The sequence below is a fragment of the Streptomyces lancefieldiae genome (genome assembly GCF_031845825.1).
Classification (GTDB): Bacteria; Actinomycetota; Actinomycetes; order Streptomycetales; family Streptomycetaceae; genus Streptomyces; species Streptomyces lancefieldiae.
The window spans coordinates 76858-100193 of the sequence record NZ_JAVRFH010000007.1 but is presented as its reverse complement, the minus strand read 5'-3'; the positions used below and the strand labels follow the sequence as shown (position 1 = coordinate 100193).

The 23336-nt window shown below is 72.4% G+C and carries 16 protein-coding genes; 9 read left to right on the top strand and 7 right to left on the bottom strand.

Annotated elements, in window-relative coordinates; all coding sequences use genetic code 11:
• The 8 genes from RM812_RS09310 (at position 1) to RM812_RS09275 (ending at position 10946) form a co-directional block, all read left to right on the top strand.
• A complete protein-coding gene (locus RM812_RS09310) occupies positions 1–1152 on the top strand; it encodes a nitroreductase family protein (protein ID WP_311571942.1) in 1152 nt (383 codons plus the stop codon).
• Positions 1149–2888, top strand: coding sequence for an ABC transporter ATP-binding protein/permease (locus RM812_RS09305; RefSeq protein ID WP_311571941.1), 1740 nt, complete (start codon positions 1149–1151; stop codon positions 2886–2888). The genes RM812_RS09310 and RM812_RS09305 overlap by 4 nt, the downstream gene beginning before the upstream one ends.
• On the top strand, positions 2885–4642 hold the full coding sequence (locus RM812_RS09300) for an ABC transporter ATP-binding protein (protein ID WP_311571940.1): 1758 nt from the start codon (positions 2885–2887) through the stop codon (positions 4640–4642). Before RM812_RS09305 ends, RM812_RS09300 begins: the two co-directional genes overlap by 4 nt.
• A 116-nt stretch (positions 4643–4758) precedes the next feature.
• Entirely contained in the window at positions 4759–6255 is a 1497-nt protein-coding gene (locus RM812_RS09295) for a Y4yA family PLP-dependent enzyme (RefSeq protein ID WP_311571939.1), read from the top strand.
• Positions 6252–7589 carry a pyridoxal-phosphate dependent enzyme gene (locus tag RM812_RS09290; RefSeq protein WP_311571938.1) on the top strand — a complete coding sequence of 446 codons (1338 nt, stop codon included), beginning with the start codon at positions 6252–6254 and terminating at the stop codon, positions 7587–7589. The genes RM812_RS09295 and RM812_RS09290 overlap by 4 nt, the downstream gene beginning before the upstream one ends.
• The gene (locus tag RM812_RS09285; RefSeq protein ID WP_311571937.1) at positions 7586–8812 is read left to right on the top strand and encodes an aminotransferase class V-fold PLP-dependent enzyme; all 1227 of its coding nucleotides are present in this window, start codon (positions 7586–7588) and stop codon (positions 8810–8812) included. Before RM812_RS09290 ends, RM812_RS09285 begins: the two co-directional genes overlap by 4 nt.
• 80 nt (positions 8813–8892) lie before the next feature.
• On the top strand, positions 8893–9699 hold the full coding sequence (locus RM812_RS09280) for a class I SAM-dependent methyltransferase (RefSeq protein WP_311571936.1): 807 nt from the start codon (positions 8893–8895) through the stop codon (positions 9697–9699).
• A gap of 227 nt (positions 9700–9926) precedes the next feature.
• The gene (locus RM812_RS09275; protein WP_311571935.1) at positions 9927–10946 is read left to right on the top strand and encodes a LacI family DNA-binding transcriptional regulator; all 1020 of its coding nucleotides are present in this window, start codon (positions 9927–9929) and stop codon (positions 10944–10946) included.
• 38 nt (positions 10947–10984) lie between these two features.
• Here the strand turns inward: RM812_RS09275 and RM812_RS09270 are convergent, their stop codons facing one another.
• Genes RM812_RS09270 through RM812_RS09255 form a run of 4 tightly spaced genes read right to left on the bottom strand, consistent with a single transcriptional unit; the run spans position 10985 to position 15594 of the window.
• Complete coding sequence (locus tag RM812_RS09270; RefSeq protein WP_311571934.1) at positions 10985–12340, bottom strand: GH1 family beta-glucosidase; 1356 nt, start codon at positions 12338–12340, stop codon at positions 10985–10987.
• Positions 12341–12390: 50 nt separating this feature from the next.
• Positions 12391–13230, bottom strand: a complete 840-nt coding sequence (locus RM812_RS09265) for a carbohydrate ABC transporter permease (protein WP_311572087.1) — start codon at positions 13228–13230, stop codon at positions 12391–12393.
• A gap of 28 nt (positions 13231–13258) precedes the next feature.
• A complete protein-coding gene (locus RM812_RS09260) occupies positions 13259–14263 on the bottom strand; it encodes a carbohydrate ABC transporter permease (protein ID WP_311571933.1) in 1005 nt (334 codons plus the stop codon).
• Positions 14264–14277: 14 nt separating this feature from the next.
• Positions 14278–15594, bottom strand: a complete 1317-nt coding sequence (locus RM812_RS09255; RefSeq protein ID WP_311571932.1) for an ABC transporter substrate-binding protein — start codon at positions 15592–15594, stop codon at positions 14278–14280.
• A gap of 182 nt (positions 15595–15776) precedes the next feature.
• Here RM812_RS09255 and RM812_RS09250 point away from each other — a divergent pair, with 182 nt between their 5' ends.
• Positions 15777–17099 (top strand): ROK family protein, encoded by a 1323-nt coding sequence (locus tag RM812_RS09250; protein WP_311571931.1) that lies wholly within the window; start codon positions 15777–15779, stop codon positions 17097–17099.
• A 278-nt stretch (positions 17100–17377) separates the two neighbouring features.
• On the opposite strand, the gene RM812_RS09245 is transcribed toward RM812_RS09250, so the two are convergent.
• The 3 genes from RM812_RS09245 to RM812_RS09235 form a co-directional block, all read right to left on the bottom strand.
• Positions 17378–19810, bottom strand: a complete 2433-nt coding sequence (locus RM812_RS09245) for a beta-glucosidase family protein (RefSeq protein WP_311571930.1) — start codon at positions 19808–19810, stop codon at positions 17378–17380.
• Positions 19811–19989: 179 nt separating this feature from the next.
• A complete protein-coding gene (locus tag RM812_RS09240) occupies positions 19990–21069 on the bottom strand; it encodes a DUF1996 domain-containing protein (RefSeq protein WP_311571929.1) in 1080 nt (359 codons plus the stop codon).
• A gap of 69 nt (positions 21070–21138) precedes the next feature.
• Complete coding sequence (locus RM812_RS09235; protein ID WP_311571928.1) at positions 21139–23304, bottom strand: discoidin domain-containing protein; 2166 nt, start codon at positions 23302–23304, stop codon at positions 21139–21141.
• Between the last annotated feature and the right edge of the window lie 32 nt (positions 23305–23336).

The window sequence follows — 23336 nt, the reverse complement described above, 5'->3', positions numbered from 1 at the left end:
GTGGAACAACCCCGCGAGGACCGCCCGGTGGACCTCGTCGCCGCCCTCGCCCGCGCCCGCTCCCCGGAGCACCCCGGCCCCGACACGCCCGCCGGAACAGCCGTCCGGACCTGGCCGGGGCCCCCGCTCCCCATCCCGCCGGCCGGCCCGGCGGACCTCGATGTGCAGGCCCTGCTGCGTCTCGCCCTGGCGGCCTCGGACGATTCCGGACGGCTCAGGCCCGCACCCTCCGCCGGCGCGCTGCACCCGGTGGACACCGAACTGCTCGTGGGCACCGGCTGCTCCCTGCCGCCCGGCCGCTACGGCTACGACCCACTGCGCCACCGCGTCCACCGCCTCGGCGGGCAACCCGACGGCACACCGCCGGGCGTGGTCGTCGAACTCTCCGTCACCGCACGGCGCACGGCCTCCCACTACGGCCACCGAGCCTGGCCCCTGTTGCTGCTGGACACCGGGCACGCCGCCGCGGCCCTGTTCCTCGCGGCGCGTGCGCTCGGAGTGAGGTATCCCCGGGTGTCGCTGGACGGACTCGCCGAGAGGCCACTGGCCGCCGTGCACGTGCCGCCGCCCGACGGGCCGGGCCCGGCGTACCCGGCCGGCAGCGCCCGCGTGCCCGAGCCGTCGGGGGGACCGCCCACCCCCGCCGAGCTGCTGGCGCGTCGGAGTACCCCACCGCCGTTGCCGGGCGCCCCCTCCCAGGACGCACTGCGGGCGGTCCTCACCACGGCCGAACGGGCGAGCACGGTCGACCTGCGCTGGTGCGCCGCGGTCGGCCCGCCACGGCCCGGTCTGGTGCGGTCGGCAGCCGACGGCACGACTCTGCGGCGGTACGCGGCGGGGGATTCCCGACCGACGCTCGCGGCCTGGGCCGCGGGCCAGGCGTGGATCGCCAAGGCGGGCGCCGTGCTGCTGGCCCACGGCTGCCCCACCGACGCCGACGCCCCGCACATCCGCCGCGCCCACCTGCGGGCCGGCTTCGCCGTCCACCTGGCCCATGTCACCGCCCGGCGCCACGGACTGGCCGCCCGGCCCGTCGGCTCCTGGCAGCAGGCGGACCTCGGCGCCGCCCTCGGAGCCGCGCCGGGCCGGGACTGGGTCGTCCACGCGCTGGCCCTCGGCACCCGCCACGCCGACGAGGAGAACACCACGTGATCGTCCACCCCGAACTGCGCCGCGCCGCCGGGCGCGCCCGGCGCCCCCTGCTCACGGCCACCCTGCTGCAGGGCGCCGTCACCCTCACCCACCTGGCGCAGGCCGTACTGCTGGCCCTCGCGCTCGCCGACCTGCCCCGCGGCGACACCGGCCGGCTCCCATGGCTGCTGGCCGCGGTGCTCGCCGTCGTCGCCGCCCGCGCCGGGCTCGCCCTGTGGCAGCGGCGCACCGCCACCCGGGCCGGGGCCCGGGTCAGGGTGGCCCTGCGGGACGAACTCCTGGCCCACCTGGGCCGGTTGGGACCCGCTCACCTCAGCACCGCGCGGGCCGGAGCCGTCCGCACCACTCTCGTCGACGGAGTGGAGGGCGTCGACGCCTACGTCTCCCGCTACCTGCCCCAGCTCCTGGTCACCCTCACGGTGCCGCCCCTGGTACTGGCCGCCCTGGCCGTGGTCGAACCGCGGGCCCTCCTCGGCCTGGTCCCCGCCCTGCTCCTGGCCCTGGCCGGGCCGCGCGCCTGGGACCGGCTCCTCGCCGCCCGCGGCAAGGAGCACTGGGACACTTACGAAGGACTGGGCGCCGACTACCTGGAGGCCCTCCAGGGCATGCCCGCCCTCCGTGCCGCCGGCGCTGTCGGGCGCACCCGCGCACGCCTGGAGGAGCGGTCCGCGGCGTTGCACCGGGCGACCGTCGCCAAACTGCGGGTGTCCCTGGTCGACACCGGCATCACCGACCTCGCCGTCCAGGGCGGCACCGCCGCCGCCGCGCTCCTGGCGTGCTGGTCGGCCGTCACCGGATCCACCACGGCGACCGGCACCTATCTGGTGCTGCTGCTGGCCTCCGAGTGCTTCCGGCCGGTCCGCGACCTGGCCCGCGAGTGGCACGCCGGATACCTGGGGGTGTCGGCCGCAGACGGTCTCGCGGCCCTGCGCACCGCCGAACCGGCCGTGCCCGACACCGGAGCGGTGTCCGCGCACTGGCAGGCACCGCCCGAACTGCGTTTCCACAACGTCTCCTTCACCTACGACGGCGCACCGGCGCCCGCCCTGAACGGCGTCTCCTTCACCGCACAGGCAGGACGGACGACCGCGATCGTCGGCCCCTCCGGCGCAGGCAAGTCCACCCTCCTGGCCCTGCTCCTGCGTCACCACGACCCGCAGGAAGGCCGCGTCACCCTCGACGGGCGTCCTACGACCGACTACTCGCTCCCATCGCTGCGGCAGGGCATCGCCGTCGTGTCGCAGGAGACGTACCTCTTCCACGCCACCATCGCCGAGAACCTGCGCCTGGCCCGGCCGGACGCCACGGACGGCGACCTCACCCGCGCGACCCGCGTCGCCGGCATCCACGACGAGATCGCCGCCCTCCCCGACGGCTACGCCACCGTCCTCGGCGAACGGGGCGCCACCCTCTCCGGCGGCCAGCGCCAGCGGCTCGCCCTCGCGCGGGCCCTGCTGGCGGACGCACCGGTGCTCGTCCTCGACGAGGCCACGAGCGCGGTCGACGAGCGCCGCGAGGCGGACATAGCCAGGGAACTGCTGAACGCCGCGAGCGGCCGGACCGTCCTGGTGGTCGCACACCGGCTGGCCGCCGTCCGGCACGCCGACCGCATCGTCGTCCTCGACGAAGGACGGGTGGACGCCGTCGGCGAGCACGCCGACCTGGTCGAGGCCGGCGGCGTCTACACGCGGCTCGTCGAGGCGGGCCACGCCCACCGAGGAGAACTCGCCGCATGATCACCGCCGACACCACCCACACCACCGACGCGGAGGCGCCCGCGCGTGGCGCACTGCGCGCCCTCCTCCCCGCCCTCGCCGAGCACCGCGCCATGACGGCCCGCACCTGCGCCGCCGCGCTCCTCGAACAGGGCTCCCTCGTCGCGCTGCTGACGCTGGCCGCGCACACCGTGGGCACCGCCGTCCTCGAAGGGCGTGCCCCCACGGCGGTCACCGTCACCGCGCTCGTCGCCCTCGTCCTCGTACGCGCCCTGATGACCTGGCGGGAGATGGACCTCTCGCACGACCTGGCCTACCGGGTGCTGGCCGCTCTCCGGGTACGCGTCTTCGACGGCCTCGCCCGCAGCGCGCCCGCCCGGGTCGCGGGCCGGCGCAGCGGCGACCTCGCGGCCACCGCCATGGCCGACGTGGAGGCCCTGGAGTTCTTCTACGCCCACACCACCGCCCAGCTGCTGGCGGCGGTGACCATGTTCACCGGCGGCTCCGTGGTCCTCGCCACGGTGGAGCCGTGGCTGCCCGCTGCCGTCCTGCCGGTCGCCGTCCTGCTCGCCGCGGCCCCCTTCGCCGACGCACGCGCCCGCGCGGCGCGGGGCAACCGCACCCGCAAGGCCGTCGCCCGCCTGTCGGCCGACACGGTGGAGACCGTCGACGGACTGCGTGACCTGCTCTCCTTCGGGGCTCTGACGGAACGCCGCCGCAAGCTGGCGGAACGGGGGCGGCAGGTGGGTGACGCCCAGCGCGCCGAGGCCACCTGGGAGGCGGTCGCCGCAGCGGTGCGCGACCTCCTCATCGCGGCGGCGGTCCTCGGCGTGGTGGCCGCGGCGGCGCAGTCCGTGACCTCCGGACGACTGCACGGCGCATGGGCCCCGGCGGCGATGGCACTGGCCCTGTCCGTCCTCGGTCCGGTCGCGGAGTCGGCCCGCTCCCTGAGCCAGGCCGTGGCGTTGCGCGCCGCCGCCGCCCGGGTCGGCGCGGCTGTCAAGGCTCCCGCCCTCGCCCCACCGCCCGCCGCACCCCGCGCTCTGCCACCCGGACCGCTGGGCATCCGGCTGCACCGGGTGAGGTTCGACTACGGCGGCGAGCCCGTGCTGGACGGCGTCGAGCTGACCGTCCGCCCGGGGCAGACACTCGCCCTGGTCGGCGCATCGGGCGCCGGCAAGTCGACCTGTGCCCACCTGCTGGCCCGGTTCTGGGACCCCTCCGCCGGGGCGGTCCAGCTACTGTCCGCCCACGGGGACCCCGTGGACGTGCGGGAGGTGAGCGACGCGGAACTGCGGCGGGCCGTGGTGCTCGTGGGACAGGAGACGCCCCTCTTCCACGGCACCCTCGCCGAGAACCTGCGGCTCGCCGCACCCGAGGCGGACGACGAACTGCTCGCCACGACGGCGCGTCTGTGCGGCGTCGGCAAGATCGCCCCGATGGACACCCTCGTCGGCGAGCGCGGTGCGACGCTCTCGGGCGGCCAGCGGGCCCGCGTCGCCCTCGCCCGAGCGCTGCTGGTCCGCCCGAGAGTCCTCGTCCTCGACGAGTCCACCGCCCACCTGGACAACGCCGGCGACGCCCAACTCGCCACCGCACTACGGGAAGAGGGCCGTACCACGATCGTCATCGCGCACCGCCGCGCGACCGTCCGCCGTGCCGACCGCATCGCCGTCCTGGAGAAGGGCCGCATCACGGAAGAGGGAACCTGGGAGGAACTCACCCGCCGCCCCGACAGCGCGCTCAACCGCATACTCACCACCTCCCCCTCCTGAGTACGCGATGTCACCCCGGGCACGGCCCGGTGAGGCTTAGCGGCCGGTGTACCTGGAAACGACTACTCCCGAACGATCGTCGGGGCGACGGTCGGCCGACACGGGAGGGGTCTCACGTGGATGCGCCCTTGTATCTGAGGCCGAGGGTGGATCCGCCGCTCGCCTCACTGCTGACGGACCGGCCCTTCCTGCACTCGCTCGTCGACGCGCTGGGGTCTCCGCTCAACGTGCTGCTCCCCGAGGCCGTCGCCGAGAACGCCGCCCGCTTCCGTGCCGTCTACCGCCGCCACCGTCTGACCGGGCGCGTGTACTTCGCGCACAAGGCGAACCGGTCCAGCGCCCTGGTGCGGCGGCTGGCGACCGAGGACCCGGCCGCCGTCGGTGTCGACGTCGCGTCGCTTGAGGAGCTGAAGCACGTACTGGGCTGCGGGTTCACCGGGGACCGCATCATGGCCACCGGTCCCAAGGACGCCGCGTTCCTCTGGCTGGCGGCGCGCGTGGGAGCGACGGTCAACGTGGACTCGCCCGGAGAACTGGAACGACTCTCCGGCCTGGTGCGCACGCACGGTCTCGGCCGGGTCTCCGTACTGGTGCGCCTGGCCGGATTCGAGTCCGCTTCCGGGCACGGGGGAGCGGGCACCCGGCTGCTCTCCCGGCGCAGCCGCTTCGGCACCCCGGTGCGGGAGACGGAGTCCGTGCTGTCGGTGCTCGAACGCTGCGCGGATGCCGTGGAGTTCACCGGCGCCGCCTACCACCTGGACACCACCGGCGTGGAGGAGAAGGCACGGGCGCTGGAACAGTGCGTGCTGTTCATGGACGAGTGCCGGGCACGGGGACTCGCGCCGCGCGCCCTCGACATCGGGGGCGGATTCGGCGTCGGATACGTCGCCGAAGCCGAGGAGTGGGAGCGGTGGACCACCGCGCTGACCGAGGCGGTGCTCGGTGTCCGCCCGCCGCTGACCTGGCGCGGTCACGGTTACGGGCTGCACAACGAGGGCGGCACGGTGCGCGGAGCGGCGGCGCTGTACCCCGCTCACCGCCCCAGCGCCGGCCCCGGCTACCTCGACGAGCTGCTCTCACTGCCGGCACCGGTGCTGGGCCGGCCGTCGGCCACCCTCCTGCTGGAACACCTCCACGACCTGTACATCGAACCCGGCCGCTCCCTGGTCGATCAGTGCGGGCTGTCGCTGGCGCGCGTGCTGGACGTGCGGCCCGCGGACTCGGACTCCGGGCACCACCTCGTGCGCCTCGGCATGAACGCGGGAGACATGAGCCTCGAGGAGCACGGAGTCCTCGTGGACCCCGTGCTGCTGCCGCGCGGCGAAACGGCGCCGGGTGACGAGGGACCGGTCGGCGTCCACCTCACCGGCAACCTGTGCCTGGAAGGCGATCTCATCACCCGCCGCATCGTCTTCCTGCCCCGGCTGCCGCACGCGGGGGACCTGCTGGCCTTCGCCAACACCGCCGGGTACGCCATGGACTTCCACGCCCACCACGCGCAGCGGCAGCCGCTCGCGCGGACGGTCGCGGTGGAGGGCCAGGGCGACTCCTGGCGCTGGTGCCCCGACGAGGACTACTGGCCGATCACAGCTTTGGGAGGAACACCCGGATGAGGTACGACAGCATCACGGAGGCGATCGGCAACACCCCGTTGGTGCGCATCGATCCCGCCGTGCACGGGCTGCGCAACATCGACCTCTACGCGAAGCTGGAGATGCTCAACCCGTTCGGGTCCGTCAAGGACCGGCCCGCCTGGCACATGGCCCGGCCCCATCTGGAGGCCGCGGCCGACGGTGACGGGACGGTCGTGGAGCTCTCCAGCGGCAACACGGCCAAGGCCCTTGCCCTGCTGGCCGGTATGCACGGCCTGAGGTTCAAGAGCGTCACCAACCGCATGCGCGTACCCGAGATCAAGGAACTCCTGCTGCTCCTCGGCGCCGAGATCGAGGAACTTCCCGGGCGCAGCGAGTGCCTCGACCCGACCGACACGGACGACCCGCTGACGCATTTCCACCGGGCGCTCTCCGACCCGGGGAGTACGTATCTGCACACCGACCAGTACTTCAACCCTCGCAACGTCGAGGCCCATGCCATGGGCACCGGTCCCGAGATAGTGAAGGACCTGGACGGCCGGGTGCCGGACTGGTTCGTCACCTGCGTCGGCACGGCCGGTTCGTCGACCGGTGTCGCCAAGGTCCTGCGCGAGCACGACCCGCGGGTGCGGGTCCTCGGCCTGGTCGCCCACAAGTCGGACTTCATACCAGGCATCCGCACCATCGACGAGGTCCACCAAGTCGGCCTGTTCGACCCGGCGACGTACGACACCATCGAGTCGGTCACCTCGGACGAGGCCATCGACGGGATGCTCACCCTCATCCGTCGCTGCGGACTCCTGTCCGGACCGACCGGCGGCGCCGCCTACCAAGGAGCGGTGCGGCAACTGCGGCACGCCGACGCCGAGTTGGACGGGACGCAGCAGCGCCGGACGGCGGTATTCATCGTGTGCGACCGGGCCGAGAGCTACCTGAGCTATGTGCGCCGGCGACGCCCGGAACTCCTGGGCCGGATGGACCGGGGACGAGCCGCATCAGCCGTCACCGAGGCGGAGGCCCGCGCGGAGGCTCGCGTCATCGCTGTCGACGACGCCCGGCACTGGACCGTCACGGGCGATCCCCGGCCGCTCGTCGTCGACCTGCGCAGCCCGCACGCCTATGCCGCCCTGCACATCGAGGGCTCGATCAACATCGTCGACGAGGTGTTCGAGGACCTGCTCCGCGGCGGGCTCCCCTTCAGCAAGCGCACCCCCGTGCTGCTCGCCTGTCCCGTCGGGGAGAAGTCACTGCGCTACGCCGCCGCGCTGACCCGGATGGGCCACCCGAACGCCCGCAGCCTGGCCGGAGGGATCGTCGCCTGGCGGGACGCGGGCGCACCGCTGGTGCGCGAATGAGCGCGGCCCAGCCGCTTCCCGGCACGGACGGTGGGGAAGACCTGTCCTGGCAGCGGGAACTGAGGGAGCAGTTCCCGATCATCGGAGCCCACCCCGAGCTGGCGTACCTCGACAGCGCGGCGACGTCGCAGAAGCCACGTGCCGTACTGGAGGCCGTCCAGACGTATCTCACGACGTCGAACGCCAACGCCGGCCGCGGCACCTACCCCTGGGCCAACCGGACCACGGAACTGGTGGAATCGACCCGGGAGCGGGTCAAGGAGTTCCTCCACGACCCCGAACCGGGCCGCTCCGGCGTCCACTTCACCAGCGGCACCACCGGGGGCCTGCGCTCCGTCGCCCGCGACTGGCTCGTCCCCCACCTCACCGACGGCGACGAGATCCTCGTGCCGTACGCCGACCACCGGGCCAATCTCGACCCCTGGCTCGAGGCCCGGCGGCTGCTGGCCGAGCGCGGTGCCGACGTCCGCGTACAGGCGTTGCCGTGCCAGCCGATCTCCGGTGACTACGACCACCGGGCCCTTGCCGAGGCCGTCGGACCGCGGACCCGCTTCGTGGCCGTCACCCACGTCCACCACGTCTACGGCGGCGACATGAACGTGCACCGCATCCGCGAAGCGGTCGGCCCGGACGTACCGATCTGCCTGGACGCGGCGCAGAGCATCGGCCATCAGCCCGTCCACCTCGACGACCCCTCGCTCGACGTCGACTTCGTGGTCTTCTCCGGGCACAAGGCGATGGCCCTGCCCGGTTCGGGGGCGGTCTGGGCGCGCAACGCGCGGGGTCCCGCGTTCCGGCCGGACGGCTGGCAGGGCACGCCCAACACGGTCGGCATCGTCTCCCTGCGGGCCGCGCTCGACTGGCTCGACGCGGCCGGAGTCGAGCGGATCGCGCGCTGGACGACCACGCTCACCACCCGGCTGACGGACCGGCTCAGGCACTTGGGCCCGTACGAGGTCCTCGGCTGCCCGGCGAGCCTGGACGCCGGCTCCGCACTGCCCACCGCCCAGCGCCGCCACGGCATCGTCACCTTCCGGCACCGCGACATCCCCTCCGACGACCTCGGATTCATCCTCTACAGTCACGGCTTCATGGTCCGCGCCGACAGCCTCTGCCAGGCCGGCACCGACGAGCGGGACGGATCCGTGCGGGTGAGCCTGCACGTGTACAACACGGCGGAGGAGATCGACCGCCTGCTGAACGTCCTCGCGTCGTTGACATGAATGGCAACTGATAACCGTTTCCACCTGTAGGTTGGGCTGTGCCTACGCACGGATGAGAGACGGATGAGGTGGCGCAAGCGATGGGCGTGAGCATGGCGACGGCCAGGGCCTGGGTGGAGCGCTGGGAACGACAGCAGGAGCGGTACGCGGTGGACCGCGAGGAGCGGTTCACCGTGATCGCGGACGTCGTCGAGCACACCACCGCCGGCCGTACCCGGCCGCTCCTGCTCGACCTGGGGTGCGGCCCCGGCTCCCTGGCCGCCCGGCTCGCCGGCCGTTTCCCGCACGCCGAAGTCGTCGCCGCCGACATGGACCCTCTCCTGCTGGAACTGGGGCGCACCCACCACGCCGACGCCGCCCGCTACGTCGACACCGTCATCGGCGAGGAGGGCTGGACCGACGCCCTCGGGCTGGAACGCCCCCTGGACGCCGCCGTCTCGACGACCGCGCTGCACTACCTGCCCGAGCAGGCGCTGCTGCGCACGTACCGTTCCCTGGCGTCTCTGCTCCGCCCCGGCGGCGTCCTGGTCAACGGGGACCACTTTCCGCCGGGCGCGGCACGGTGCGCCGACCTCACCGCCCACGTGGGCCGTCGCAGGTCCGAGCGTACGGGCGGCCTCGCACGCGCACGGGAGGACTGGCGAACCTGGTGGGACGCCGCGGCCCGGGACCCCGAACTGGCCGACCTGCTCGACGAACGCAGACGGCGCCAGGCCGTCCACGCCGGGAACGGGTGCGACGAGCGAGTGACAATGCACCGCCACACCGACCTGCTGCGCCGGGCGGGCTTCGCCCATGTCGTGCCGGTCTGGCAGTTCGGCGACAGCGCCGTACTGGTGGCGGTCATGGACGGCGCGCGTGCAGTCCCCGCTCCCGTCGGGGCATGAGTCCGCATGGGGAGAACGCAACGCCTCTGGCGCGCTCCATCAGTGCGACACCGATGCCCATGCGCCGGAAGCGGTCATGTGTCCGGACGTGGTTCACCGCCGCCCCGCTCGTCCTGCTGTCGTGCTTCTCACCGGCACCTCCGCACCGGCTGCGTCACTGGTCAGCGTGACGGTCCAGGGTCTGCCGCCCTGTGCCCGTGAGAGTGCCCGGCGTTAGAGTTCCCCCTATGAACAGGCAGGCCCCGACGCTGGAGGATGTCGCGCGGGAGGCGGGGGTCTCCCGCGCCACCGTGTCGCGGGTCGTGAACGGGGTGCGCAACGTCGACCCCAGCATCCAGGACCTGGTCCGCAGCGCGATCGAGCGGACGGGTTACACACCGAACCGCGCGGCGAGGGCGTTGGTCACCCGGCGCACCGGGACGGTGGCGCTCATCGTCTCCGGTGCGGGCGACGCCTTCGCCGGCCGGGTGTTCGCCGACCCGTTCTTCGGCCGTGTCGTCAACGGCGTGGTGGGGTATCTCCGGGCACGCGCGATGCAACCGGTGCTGCTGTTCGCCGAGTCGGAGGCGGCCAGGACGCAGGTGGTCGACTACGTGCGGCAGGGCAGTGCGGACGGCGTGCTGGTGGTGTCCGTGCAACCGGACGACCCGTTGCCGGACATGCTCCTCTCCGCCCGTGTCCCCACGGTGCTGTTCGCACGTCCCACCCGGGGGACACCGGTCAGCTGCGTCGATCTGGACCACTATGAGGGGGGACGCCTGGCCGGAGAGCACCTCCTGGCTCGCGGCTGTCGCCGTATCGCGGTGATCAGCGCTCCGTTGGATCTCAGGGCCGGCCGAGAACGCCTCGCCGGATTCCGCGACGCCTTGGTCCGCGCCGGGCAGGACAGCCCTCCGGTGGCGCCGGGCGCCTTCACCCTCGACAGCGGGGCGGCGGCCATGGCCACGTTGCTGGAGGACCACCCCGCTGTGGACGGCGTGTTCGCGGCCAACGACCTGATGGCCCAGGGCGCCTGCCAAGTCCTGCGGGAACTGGGCAGGCGCATACCGGAGGACGTCGCCGTCGTCGGGTTCGACGACTCGAGCATCGCCGTGACGTGCCGGCCGCCGCTGACCACCGTGCGCCAGCCGGTGGAGGACATGGCGGCGGCCATGGCCGGAATGCTCGGAGAGCAGGTCCAGGGCGCCCGTACCGAACCCCGCACCCTCGTCTTCGAACCGGAACTGGTCGTACGCGAGTCCGCCTGATCCGGCACACCGTCCGCCGGGCGGACACCCCCGCGCGGTCAGGCGTGGGACTCCCGGTGGGCACGGATGATCTCCGCGTAGCGCAGGCCGCTGGTCTTGAGGGTGCGGGTCTGGGTCGCGTAGTCGACGTGGACGAGGCCGAAGCGCTTGTCGTAGCCGTAGGCCCACTCGAAGTTGTCGAGGAGGGACCAGGCGTAGTAGCCGGCCAGCGGCACTCCCTTGCGGACCGCCCGGGCGCAGGCGCTCACGTGCTGCTCGAGGTAGCGGGCCCGGTCGGGGTCGTGGACGGCGCCGTCGGGCGAGACGTTGTCCGGGAAGGCGGAGCCGTTCTCGGTGACGTACAGCTGGCGGACCCCGTAGTCGTCGGTCAGGCGCAGCAGCAGGGCCTCCAGGCCCCCGGCGTCGATCTGCCAGTCCATGCCGGTGCGCGGTACGTCGGGCAGCCGGACCTCACGGGCGTACGGGACGGGGCCCTGGGGGTCGTCGGTGACGGTCGCCGGGAAGTAGTAGTTGAGGCCGTGCCAGTCCAGGGGCGCGGCGATCGTGTCCAGGTCGCCGGGGCGCTCGGGCAGTTCCACGCCGTACAGCTCGCGCATGTCGGCGGGGAAGCCGCGACCGTAGACGGGGTCGAGCCACCAGCGGTTGGTGTGGCCGTCCATGCGCGTGGCCGCCGCGATGTCCTCCGGGCGGGTCGAGGCGGCCTCGACGGTGGAGTGGTTGGTGACCAGGCCGACCTGTGCGCCGGGGGCCACCGCGCGGATGGCCCGGGTGGCGAGGCCGTGGGCGAGCAGCAGGTGGTACGAGGCGTGCACGGCGGCGGTCAGGTCGGTCAGGCCGGGTGCCATGCGGCCCTCCAGGTGGCCGATCCAGCCGGAGCAGAGGGGTTCGTTGAGGGTGGCCCACCGGGTGACGCGGTCACCGAGCCGGGCGGCGACGGCGGAGGCGTAGTCGGCGAGGTGTTCGGCGGTGTCGCGTGCGGTCCAGCCGCCGCGGTCCTGGAGGGCCTGGGGGAGGTCCCAGTGGTAGAGGGTGACGTTGGGGGTGATGCCGGCGTCGAGGAGGGCGTCGACGAGACGGTCGTAGAAGTCCAGGCCGGCCGCGTTGACCGGTCCGTCACCGGCGGGCATCACGCGGGGCCAGGCGACGGACATGCGGTAGGCGTCGGTGCCGAGCCGCCTCATCAGGTCGATGTCCTCGGGCCACCGGTGGTAGTGGTCGCAGGCCACGTCGCCGTGGTCGTCGTTGTCGATCCTGCCCGGGGTGTGGGAGAAGGTGTCCCAGATCGACGGTGCCCGGCCGTCCTCGGCGACGGCGCCCTCGATCTGGTAGGCGGAGGTGGCCGTGCCCCAGGCGAAGTCGGCGGGGAAGGCGGCGAGGTCAAACGATTCGGACACAGAGAGCCTCTCTGGGATGGTCGGGTGGTGCGGCGGTGGTGCCCCGGCGGTCACTTCACGGCGCCGGCGGTGAGGCCGGTGACGAGGTAGCGCTGCAGGAGCAGGAAGCCGGCGACGACCGGCAGGCTGACGACGAGTGAGGCGGCCATGATCTGGTTCCAGTACACGTCGTTCTGGGTGGAGTAGCCCTGCAGGCCGACGGCGAGGGTGCGGGTGGTGTCGTTGGTCATGACGGAGGCGAAGAGGACCTCGCCCCAGGCCGTCATGAACGCGTAGACGGCGACGGCGACGATGCCGGGGATCGCGGCGGGCACGATGACCCTGAAGAGGGCGCCGAGCGGCCCGCAGCCGTCCACCTTGGCCGCCTCGTCGAGGTCTCTGGGCACCGAGTCGAAGTATCCGATCAGCATCCAGATGGAGAAGGGCAGGGAGAAGGTGAGGTAGGTGAGGATCAGGCCGCCGCGGGAGCCGAAGAGCGCGATGCCGGTGGCGTTGCCGATGTTGACGTAGATGAGGAACAGCGGCAGCAGGAACAGGATGCCGGGGAACATCTGGGTCGACAGCACCGTCACCGTGAAGACGCGCTTGCCGCGGAAGGAGTAGCGGCTGACCGCGTAGGCGGCGAACACGGCGATGGTGACGGAGCAGACGGTCGCCGCACCGGCCACGATCAGCGAGTTCATGAAGTAGTCGGCCAGCGGGACCGTGTCCCAGATGTCGAAGTAGGGGCGGACGGTGAGGCCCGAGGGGATCCAGGTGAACTTCCCCGACACGTCCTCCAGCGGCTTCAGCGAGCTGGAGACCATCACGTACACCGGCAGCAGCACGAAGACGGTGAGGAGGGTCAGGAAGATCCGCCGGCTCCACAGGAAGGACCGCGGGGCGGCCATCGGTGAGCGCGGTCGGCGGACGGCTGGGCTAGGCATCGGTGGCCTTCCTTCCTCGGGATCCTCGGGAGGTGAACCAGAGGTAGACGCCCGTCACCACGAGGAGGAACAGGAGCAGCAGCACCGACATCGCGGAGCCCGTACCGAAGTTCCAGGTCTGGAACGAGGACTGGTAGATGTGGATGGAGATCAGGTCCGCGGCCTCGGGTGCCGCCTTGCCGAACAGGACGAAGGGGGTGTTGAAGTCGTTGAAGGTCCACAGGAACAGCACCAGGACGAGGACCTGGTTGACGGGGCGCAGCGCCGGCAGGGTGATGCGGCGGACCTGCTGCCAGACACCGGCGCCGTCGAGGGCGGCGGCCTCGTAGACGTCCTTCGGGATGTTCTGGAGCCCGGCCATGATGATGAGGAAGGCGAAGGGCCAGCCCTTCCACACCGAGACGACGAGCAGGGCGATGAAGCTGTTGTCGCCGATCAGCCAGAACGGGGCACTGTCGGTGAGGCCGAGCTGGTCGTGCAGCACGTGGTTCACCAGGCCGTTGTCCCGCTGGAACATGAACGCCCAGGTGATGACGGCGGCGTAGACGGGCAGCGCGTACGGCACCAGGAAGAGCGTGCGCAGGATGCCCCGGCCGCGGAAGGTCTCCTGCATGAAGATCGCCGCGGCCACTCCGATCAGCCAGCACAGGCCGACCGAGAACACGGTGAACAGGCAGGTGGTGAGGAACGACCCCAGCAGCGCCTCGCCGACGGGGGCGTCGAAGTCGACTGCCAGGGAGTAGTTGTCGAAACCGGCCCAGGGAGCGGTGCCCCAGTCGCGGATGTAGAACTGGGTCAGCTCCTTGAAGCTGACGACGATGCCGATCACCATCGGCACCAGGTGGACCAGTAGTTCGAGCAGCAGTGCGGGGAGCAGCAGCAGGTACGGCAGTCCGATGCGGCGCAGCCGCCCGGGGCGGCGTCTGCGCGGCGCCGTCCCGGGGGCGCTCTTCCGCGCCGTCCGCTCGCCTGCGCTGAGGGCAGCGGTGGTCGTCATGAGGGTGTCCGTGCTCACTTCTTGGGCATCTGCTGCTGGGCCTTCTCGAGCCCCGCCCGCACTGACTCGGTGGTCACCGCACGGCCGGCGGCGGCGTCGGCGAAGAGTTCCTTGACGGCGGTGCCGACGACGGTCTCGAACTGGGACTCCTCGGGGACCTGCGGCAGCGCGGTGGCACTGGTGGCGAGGGTGTCCCTGAGCACGGCGAGCGCCGGCGCGCTGAAGGCCGGGTCCTGCTGCGCGGTCTTGACCGGCGGGATCGAACCGTACGCCTTGTTCAGGATGACCTGCTCCTCGTCGCTGGTCATGAAGTTCACGAACTTCTTGGCGCCGTCGATGTTCTTGGTGTTCTTGAAGACGGCCATGTTGATGCCGGCGACCATGGAGTTGGTGGCCTTGCCCGGGCCGGGTGCGCCGGACTGCACGGGGGCGGGTGCGACACCCCACTCGTCCTCGTTCATGCCCTGTGACGCGAAGGTGGCCGAAGCCGTCTGCCACAGCACCATGGCCGTCTTGTCCTTGGCGAAGTCGCTCAGGGACTGGTTCTGCGCGTATTCGGCGTTGCCCGGCGCGACGATCTCCTCCTCGGCCATCAGGTCGACGTACTGCTTCACCGCCGCCACGGCGCCGTCGGAGGTGAAGTCGGCCTTGCCCTCGGGGGTGAAGAAGTCCGCGCCGTGCTGCTTGGCGAGGACGAAGACCTGGTGGATGTTGTTCGACAGGTTGGAGCCCTCGGCGCCGAGTCCCCACTTGCCGTCCTTGGAGAGCCTCTTGCCGGTCTCGGCCAGCTCCTGCCAGGTCGCCGGCGGCTTCTCGATGCCGGCGTCGGCGAACATCTTCTTGTTGTAGTAGAGCGCGTAGGCCATGGAGTACAGCGGCACGGCGGCCGGGTCCTGGCCCTGGACGCCGGTGGAGCCGAGCGCGGACTCCACGAAGCGGTCCCTGCCGCCGATCGCCTCGAAGTTCTTCGCGTCCCAGGGCAGCAGGGCACCGCTGGCCTGAAGCGAGGCGCTCCAGGTGTTGCCGATGTTGAGGACGTCCGGGCCCTGACCGGAGGTGGTGGCGGTGAGGATGCGGTTGAGGAGGTCCCCCCAGGGCACCACCTCCAGCTTCACCTCGATGCCCGTCTGCTTCTCGAACTTGTCGAGCTCCGGCTGGAGGACCTTCTTGTCCACCTCCAGGTTCGCGCCCTGGTTGGAGGCCCAGTAAGTCAGGGTCTTCGGCTGCTCGTTGGAACCCTCGGTGCCGGACGACCCCCCGCCGCAGGCCGCCACGGTGAGGGCGAACGAGAGGGTGACGGCGCCGACGGCTGCGGCTCTGATTCTGCGCATGACTCCAGAGGCCTTCCGGGAGGTGATGAGATCGCTCGTGGAGGCGGGCCGGGGCAGCGCCCCGCGCACCCTCAAGCCGCCACGACTTAATTTAGGAGGTGAGTTAAGCTTCAGGTGGAAGGGCGCGTCAAGGGCTCGGCCACAGGTAAGTCGCGGTGACGACTTCGGAACGAGGGGACAGGGTGAAAGTGCGCAGTGGCCGTACAGTGCGTGACCTGCGGCGGGAGAACCGCACCGCGGTATTGCAACGGTTGTATTTCGACGGGCCGCTCAGCCGGTTCGCTCTGGGGCCGGCCACCGGGCTGAGTTCGGGCTCGGTGAGCAACGTGGTCTCCGAGCTGGTCGCCGAGGGGCTGGTGGAGGAGGCCGGCAGCGTCGACTCGGCCGGCGGCCGGCCCCGCACGCTGCTGCGCGTCAGCGCGCGGAGCGGGTACATGATCGGCGTCGACATCGGCGAGACCCGGGTGCGGATCGAGCTCTTCGACCTCGCCCTCACCGAGTTGGCACGGGTCGAGAAACCGCTGGAGACCGACGGCCCGAGCCGCCTCGACCGCTACGACGTCGGCGTCGTCGTGACGCATCTGCGCGAGGGCATCCGCGAGGTGCTGGACGAGGCCGGCATCGCGACGGAGCGGCTGCTCGGCGTCGGGATCGGAGTGCCGGGCATCGTCGCCAGGACCCCGGAGGACGGCGCCGTCGTGCACGGCCAGACGATCGGCTGGGACGCCGTTCCCCTGGAGCGGCTGCTGCGCGAGTCCCGGATCGTGCCCGAGACCGTGCCCTACTACATCGACAACGGTGCCAAGACACTGGGCCAGGCGGAGATGTGGTTCGGCGCCGGCCGGGGCGCCCAGAGCGTGGCGGTGGTGCTCTTCGGCTCCGGCGTCGGCGCCTGCGTCGTCGGTGACGACATGGGGCCGGCCCGAGCGGTGGAGTGGGGGCATCTGACGGTGCGGGTGCGCGGGCGCCGGTGCCGTTGCGGCGCCCTGGGCTGTCTGGAGGCGTACGCGGGCGCGGAGGCGCTGCTGCAACGCTGGGCGGAGGCGGGCGGGCGGCCGCCCGCGGGCGCGGACGAGGAGACCGCGCTCACCGCGATGCTCGCGGCCGCGTACCCGGATCCGGACGCGGCGGGGACCGGCCCGGAACCCGATGCCACTGCCCTACGTGTCCTCGAGGAGACCGCCGAGTACCTCGGCGCCGGGTTCTCCGACCTGATCAACCTCTTCCAGCCCGAACGCATCCTGGTCGGTGGCTGGGCCGGACTGCAGCTCGGTCGGCGCTTCCTGGACGCGGTGACGGCACACGCCACCTCGTACGCCCTCGCCCACCCCGCATCCCGCGTCCGCATCGACCTCGGCACCCTGGGGCCGGACGCCGTCACCGTGGGCGCCGCGGTCCTGCCGCTCGCCGGCTTCTTCGCGCGGGGCGGCCGGCCGGAGGAGGCCGAACCGGTGGAACAGGACCCGGCGTGGCGGACGGCCCTGCGGGAGCGCTCGGTGCAGTGAGCGGTACCAGCCGCCCCGGCGGAGTCCTCCAGGGGCGGCCGGACCCGCCGCGGCCCGTGGCTCCCGCCGCTGCGGAAGGGGTCCCGCGCAGGCGCCGGCCCCGGGTCCTGAGCCACGGACCCGGCGAAGCCGGCCCCCACCGCGGGCCACGGGAGGTGAGGCCCAGGCATCGGCCGAAGGGCGCGGCCCCCGGGGAGAACGCCCCATGACACCACGCAGCCCCCGGGCCGGCGCTGCGGCCCCCGGCCAACGCCTGCCTGGACCGACCGCCCCACCCCTCAGGGGCCGCTGACCGTAACCCGCCCCTCCCACCGCGTGTCTCCCAACGATCTGCCCACCATGAGCCGGTAGGTGCCGGCCTCCGTGACCCAGCCGTGGTCCGTCTCCGACCAGTGCCGCAGGGCGCGCCGACCCACCACCACCTCGGCACACACCGTCCGGCCCGCTTCCGCCCGAAGGGCCGCGTATCCGGCGAACCAGCGCACCGGACGCTCCACCGCCGAATCGGGGCGGGCCAGGTAGACCTGTACGACCTCGCGCCCGGCGCGGGTGCCGGTGTTGCGCACCGTCACCCGGACGGTGAAAGGCTCGCCCGCCGCGACGTGCGCGGGAGCCTCCACGGACGCGTACTCCCACGTCGTGTAGCCGAGTCCGTGACCGAACCAGTAGGCGGGCTCGCCTCCGGCCCGCAGCCACGCCCGGTGACCGATGTGCAGTCCCTCGGCGTAGTCGAGCCGGCCGTCGACCGGCCGGGTGCGGGTGACGGGCGCGTCCGCCAGGGAAGCCGCCCAGGTGGTGGGGAGCCGGCCGCCGGGTTCGGCGAGGCCGAACAGGACGTCGGCCAGCCCCGCACCGGCCTCCTGTCCCGGGAACCACGTGAGCAGCACGGCGCCCGCTTCCCGGTGCCAGGGCAGCTCGACCGGACCGCCGCTGTTGACGACCACGACCGTGCGCGGATTCGCGGCGGCCACCGCGCGGACCAGCTCGTCCTGGTGTCCCCCGAGCGACAGCCCGGCGCGGTCGTACCCTTCGGTCTCGCTGTGCTCGGTGGTGCCCACGACCACGATCGCGGCGTCGGCCTCCCGGGCCGCCCGCACCGCGTCCCGCACCGCGGTCGCCGGGTCCGGTTCCGGCGGCGCCGCGGCGACGACGGTGGCGCGTCCACGGCCGGGCACCAGTTCACGCCGGGCCACCACGTGCACGGGTCGCCTGCCGGTCAGTACCGTCCGTGCCGTGTGCAGCGGTGGGTTGACGTGGACGACGGCAGGGTCGTCCGTGTCACCGGGAAACTCCCCGTCCAGGAGCATGCGGTCGTCGACGGTGAGCGTCATGCGTCCGAAGCCCCCGACACCGAACGTCCACTCTCCCGGCTGACGGGGATGCAGCACCGCGCGGATCTCCACCGTGTGCGCGCCGGGAGGCAGGTCCGGCTCCAACTGCCGGCCCGAGAGCCGGTGCTCCGCGTGCAGTTGCCGCCCCGCCGCGTCCAGCACCCGCAGGAGCACGCCGGGGGCACCCGATTCCGGGTCGGTGCACCGGTCGGTGTCGAGGGGGGCGGGCGGGAACCCCGGTGCCGGACCGGGCTCGTACACCACCCGGGCCCGCCCCCGCAGCCGGGCCCGGACGCCCGCCAACGGGGTGACCACGTCGGAGCTGAAGACGCCCGCGCTGCCGCCGCCCTGGACGCGCGGGGACGCGGCGTGCACGCCGACGACCGCGACGGTGGACAGCCCGGCGATGTCGAGCGGCAGGACGTCGCTGTTGCGCAGCAGCACCGAACCGGCACTGACGGCGCGGCGCAGCAGCGCCCGGGTGTCCCGGGACGCCGTCGCCGGTACCCGGCGCGGGCGACGCGGTTCCAGCGCGCCCACGCGGCCGGCGAGCCGGAGCAGCCGACGCACCTTCCCGTCGACCGCCTCCTCGGCGACCAGGCCGTCCTTCACCGCCCGCACCAGCGACGCGCCCCAGGGACTGTCCGGGCCCGGCATCGCCAGGTCGAGGGCGGCGCGACCGGTTTCCTCGGTGGTGCGCACGGCCGCCCAGTCGGAGACGGCGACCCCGTCGAACCCCCATTCTCCCTTGAGGGGTTCCGCCAGGAGCGGGCTGGCCGTCATGGTGGTGCCGCCGACGGCGTTGTAGCCCGCCATGACCAGCCACACCCCGGCCTCGACCGCTGCCTCGAAGGGAGCGAGGTACACCTCGCGCAGAGCGCGTTCGGACGCCCGGACGTCGACGGTCAGCCGGTCGGTCTCGGAGTCGTTGCCGACGTAGTGCTTGGCGGTGGCCGCCACCCCGAGGGCCTGGATGCCCCGGATCAGCGCGGCCCCGGTGCGGCCGGTCAGTTCCGGGTCCTCGGAGAAGCACTCGAAGTGCCGGCCGCCCAGCGGGCTCCGGTGGAGGTTGAGCGTGGGGGCCAGCACCACGTCGACGCCCTTGCGGGCGGCCTCGGTGGCGAGCAGGCCCCCGAGCCGCTCCACCAGTTCCTCGTCCCACATCGCCCCCAGTGCGGAGGCGGAGGGCAGCAGGACCGAAGTGCGCCGCTCGTCCCATGCCTCGCCGCGCACCCCGGCGGGCCCGTCCGAGGTCACCATCTCCCGCAGTCCGATCCCGGGCTCACCGGCCGTGCGCCAGGTCGTCGCGCCGGTGAGCAGGCGCACCTTCTGCCCGAGGCTCAGCCTTCCGATGAGCCGATCGAGTGTCCCGTCGTCCATTCCCGCCCCACTTTCCGCTCCCCGCCTGCGGGAGAGCGCTCTCCCAACCCTTTGACGAGCTCCTCCCTTCCGTCAAGCCCTTCCCCGGGCCGTCGGCACACGGAGGCACGCGGGCAGCGGAAGGGACCCGACGGCACCCGCGCCGAGCGGGTGGTCGGGCCCCTGGGGAACCGGCCGGGTCAGGGCAGCCGGTGTTCCGCGTCCAGCACCGCGCCGCGCTCCGGGTGGTTCTGGTCGTAGCCGCGCGTGTCGCACTGGAGGCCGCCCACGATGCAGTGGTCGACCAACGCCTTGAGGGTGCGTTCCTCCCACGCGTTGAAGAAGTCGTAGTGGAAGGAGTAGCCGCGTCCACTGGCCAGACGGACGTCGCGCATGTCGCCGTTGACCGGGAAGGCCATCTTGAACTCGATCATCGGCAGGGCCACCGGGTGGGAGGCCGGGCACATGTTGTCGTTGGTGCCGGGTTTGACGACCGGGTAGGCCATGTGACTCTTGTGGTCGGGGGTGTCGAGGTACTTGCCGTCCCAGCAACTGGGTGCCTGGAAACGGATGTTGAGCTGGACGTCGGGCCGGCTCGGGCAGCTCGCCGGGATGTCGACGTTGAAGAAGCTGTCACCGCATTCCCAGCCCTCGACGAAGCCCTTGTGGCCGCGGAACTCCTGAGCGCTCTGCAGGGGGTCGCCGACGACGTACCGCAGTCCCTTGGGGAAGGGCCGCACACTGGTGTAGTCGGTGACCCCGGCCTTGTAGTAGATGACCTGCGGGCCGACGGGGAGGATCTTCTTGTCCCCCTTGTACAGGGACGGCATCCAGTACGCGGAGGCGTCGGCCGGTGCGAGACAGGTGGTGTCGCCGCCGTAGAGGCTCGCCGTCGTGCTGCCGGCGTTCGTCGTCGTGTTGCCCATGAACGTGTGGTCGTGGGACCTGCCCGGCTGCCCCGGGTACACGATCGGGTCGTCCGGCGCCGTGTGCGTGACGGCGCAGTTGGCCTGGAACTCCTTGTGGTAGCGCGGCGGCGGGGTGGCCTCGGACGGGGTCACGCCGGTGACCGGGGGAACGGCCGGTATGTACCCGTCGCCGTCGGGATCGTCGGCGGACGCCCGGGTCGACACCGCCGTCGTGTGCCCGGTGTGAGCGCCGGCGGACACGGCCGGGGCGCCGCCGGGACCGGCCGCCGTGGCGACGGTGCCGACGCCGAGCACGCTTGCGATCAGTGCGCTGCCGAGCAGCAGCGCGGGGAGTTTCGAACGTGGTCTCATGGGGCCTCCTTGCCCGCCGAGGTACCGAGTGGGGGTGGTGCGAAGGGCGCCGCCGGACGCCCTTCGCCGTCAGCTGTAGATGCCGAACTCGTGCAGCGAGTAGCCCCAGCCGGTGCCACGCGCCGTCAGGTGCAGTCGTACGTGCCGTGCGGTCGCCGCGACGTCGATGGTGTCGATGTCGCCGTTGCCGGCGGTCGTGGTGTGGACCGTGCGCCAGGTGGTGCCGTTGTCCGAGACCTGTACTTCGTAGGACTTGGCGTAGGCGGGGTCCCAGACGAGCTGGAGCTTGCGGACGGCGGTGGCGGCGCCGAGGTCGACCTGGATCCACTGCGGGTCGCTCCAGTCGCTGGCCCAGCGCGTGTCCGCCCTGCCGTCCGTCGCCTTGGCGGGCTCGCACGGGCAGTCGCCGTACGAGGGCTGGAAGGAGGACGCGGTGGTGGGCTTGTTCAGCGCCACGTTCGTGCCGGTCACCGGCGGGGCGACGACCTTGACCGACTTCGTCTCGATGCCGGCGTTGCCGCGGCCGTCCTCGGCCTGGATGTACACCTTCCACACGCCGAGCTTCTCCGGGGCCTTCACGGCGAAGGTGCCGTTGCCGGTGGCCCGCCACTCGGCCTCCACCAGGCGCTTGTCACCGCTCGCGTAGTTGCCGCTGAGGAAGACCTTGTACGACATCGGGTCGCCGTCGGGGTCGCGCACGTCCGCGCGGACGGTGAACTCCTCGCCCGCCGCGGCCGACGCGGCCGGGGTGACGGCCATGTCCGTGATGACGGGCGGGGTGTTGTCACCGCTGGTCGATCCGCTGTACGCCTTCTTGACGGCGTAGTAGGACAGCCTCTTCAGCCCGTCGGGCACGAGGTTGAACCAGATGCCGCCGAAGTCGTGCTCGACGCCGTAGTGGAAGAGGGTGGCACCGAGGGCGACGCCCCGGTGGCCGGTGACGCAGTCCCAGGCCTTGGTGTACCCCGCGGCCTTCTGCACGTCGGTCGGCTCGTCGGGGACGCCGTTGGCGTCGTCGGGCACCTCCCACTCACCGGCCGGACCGCCCTCGGTGATGATGTACGGCTTGGTGTAGCCGCCCTCCTCCCAGTCCTCCTGGACGCCGCAGATGTCGCCGTAGGAGTTCATCGAGTACAGGTCCAGGTCGGGCGCGTTGCGCTTGTAGTACGGCCAGGCTCCCGTCCAGGCGTCGGTCGAGGTGACCGGGTGGTCGGGGTCGATGCTGTGGATCTTCTTGGCGACGTCGTTGACGAAGCCGGTGTAGGCGTTGCGCTGCGCCTCCAGCTCCGCCCCGCCGTAGCAGTTCTGCAGGCCGAGCACCGACTCGTTGCCGACGTTCCACATGAGGGTCGCCGGGTGGCTCTTGTACGCCTCCACCCACTTGGCGAACTCGGTGAGCATGTTGTTCTTGTACGTGGTGTCGGTGACGTAGTCGACGCAGCCGCCGGAGCCGGGCCCGCCGCCGGGTTGCAGCCAGAAGCCGTTGACGACACGGATGCCGTGCTCGGCGGCGCTGTCGAGCAGCGGCTTGGTGCCGCCGTCGGTGCCCCAGGTGCGGATCGTGTTGACGCCCATGGACTTGACGTCGGGCATGTACTTCGGGGCGTCCGCGATGGCGGGGCCCCAGGTCAGACCCTTGACGGTATAGGGCCGGCCGCCGACGGTCAGTTGCCAGTCCCCCTGGGAGCCGGTGACCTTCACCGCCCCTGCGGCGGGCGGCGTGCCGTCCGTGGTCCCGTACACCTGGAACTCCCACAGGGAGTAGCCGTAGCCGCCGGAACGCTCGGTGCCCAGCATGCGGACGTAGCGGCCGGAGCCGGAGACGGCGATCTCGTCCGTGCCGCCGTCACCGCCGGTCACGGTCTTCAGGGTCCGCCAGTCCGTGCCGTTGTCGGACGCCTGGATCTGGTAGCCCTTGCCGTACGCGCCCTCCCAGGTGAGCACGGCACGGCTGAGGTCGGACCGCTGTCCGAGGTCGACCTGGATCCACTGCGGGTCGCTCCACCGGCTGGCCCAGCGGGTGCCGGTGAGGTTGCCGTCGACGGCCGCCGAGGGGGCGTATCCGTCGCCTTCCTGCGACGATGCGGTGGCGGGTTTGCCCTGGGAGAGCAGGGTCTCCGCGGCCTGGGCGGGCGGGGCGGCGAGGGCGAGCGACGACGCCACCAGCGCGCCGAGGGCGAGCAGGGGGACGGCGCGGCGGCCGGGTGGTCTGCGGTACGAGGGGGCTGTGGACACATCTGCTCCTGGCGGGTTGGGGAGAGCCGACG

Coding starts and splice junctions, on each gene's coding strand:
- RM812_RS09300 (WP_311571940.1), top strand. CDS start 2,885: ATGATCACCGCCGACACCACCCACACCACCGACGCGGAGGCGCCCGCG.
- RM812_RS09290 (WP_311571938.1), top strand. CDS start 6,252: ATGAGGTACGACAGCATCACGGAGGCGATCGGCAACACCCCGTTGGTG.
- RM812_RS09285 (WP_311571937.1), top strand. CDS start 7,586: ATGAGCGCGGCCCAGCCGCTTCCCGGCACGGACGGTGGGGAAGACCTG.
- RM812_RS09280 (WP_311571936.1), top strand. CDS start 8,893: ATGGGCGTGAGCATGGCGACGGCCAGGGCCTGGGTGGAGCGCTGGGAA.
- RM812_RS09275 (WP_311571935.1), top strand. CDS start 9,927: ATGAACAGGCAGGCCCCGACGCTGGAGGATGTCGCGCGGGAGGCGGGG.
- RM812_RS09265 (WP_311572087.1), bottom strand. CDS start 13,230: ATGGCCGCCCCGCGGTCCTTCCTGTGGAGCCGGCGGATCTTCCTGACC.
- RM812_RS09260 (WP_311571933.1), bottom strand. CDS start 14,263: ATGACGACCACCGCTGCCCTCAGCGCAGGCGAGCGGACGGCGCGGAAG.
- RM812_RS09255 (WP_311571932.1), bottom strand. CDS start 15,594: ATGCGCAGAATCAGAGCCGCAGCCGTCGGCGCCGTCACCCTCTCGTTC.
- RM812_RS09245 (WP_311571930.1), bottom strand. CDS start 19,810: ATGGACGACGGGACACTCGATCGGCTCATCGGAAGGCTGAGCCTCGGG.
- RM812_RS09240 (WP_311571929.1), bottom strand. CDS start 21,069: ATGAGACCACGTTCGAAACTCCCCGCGCTGCTGCTCGGCAGCGCACTG.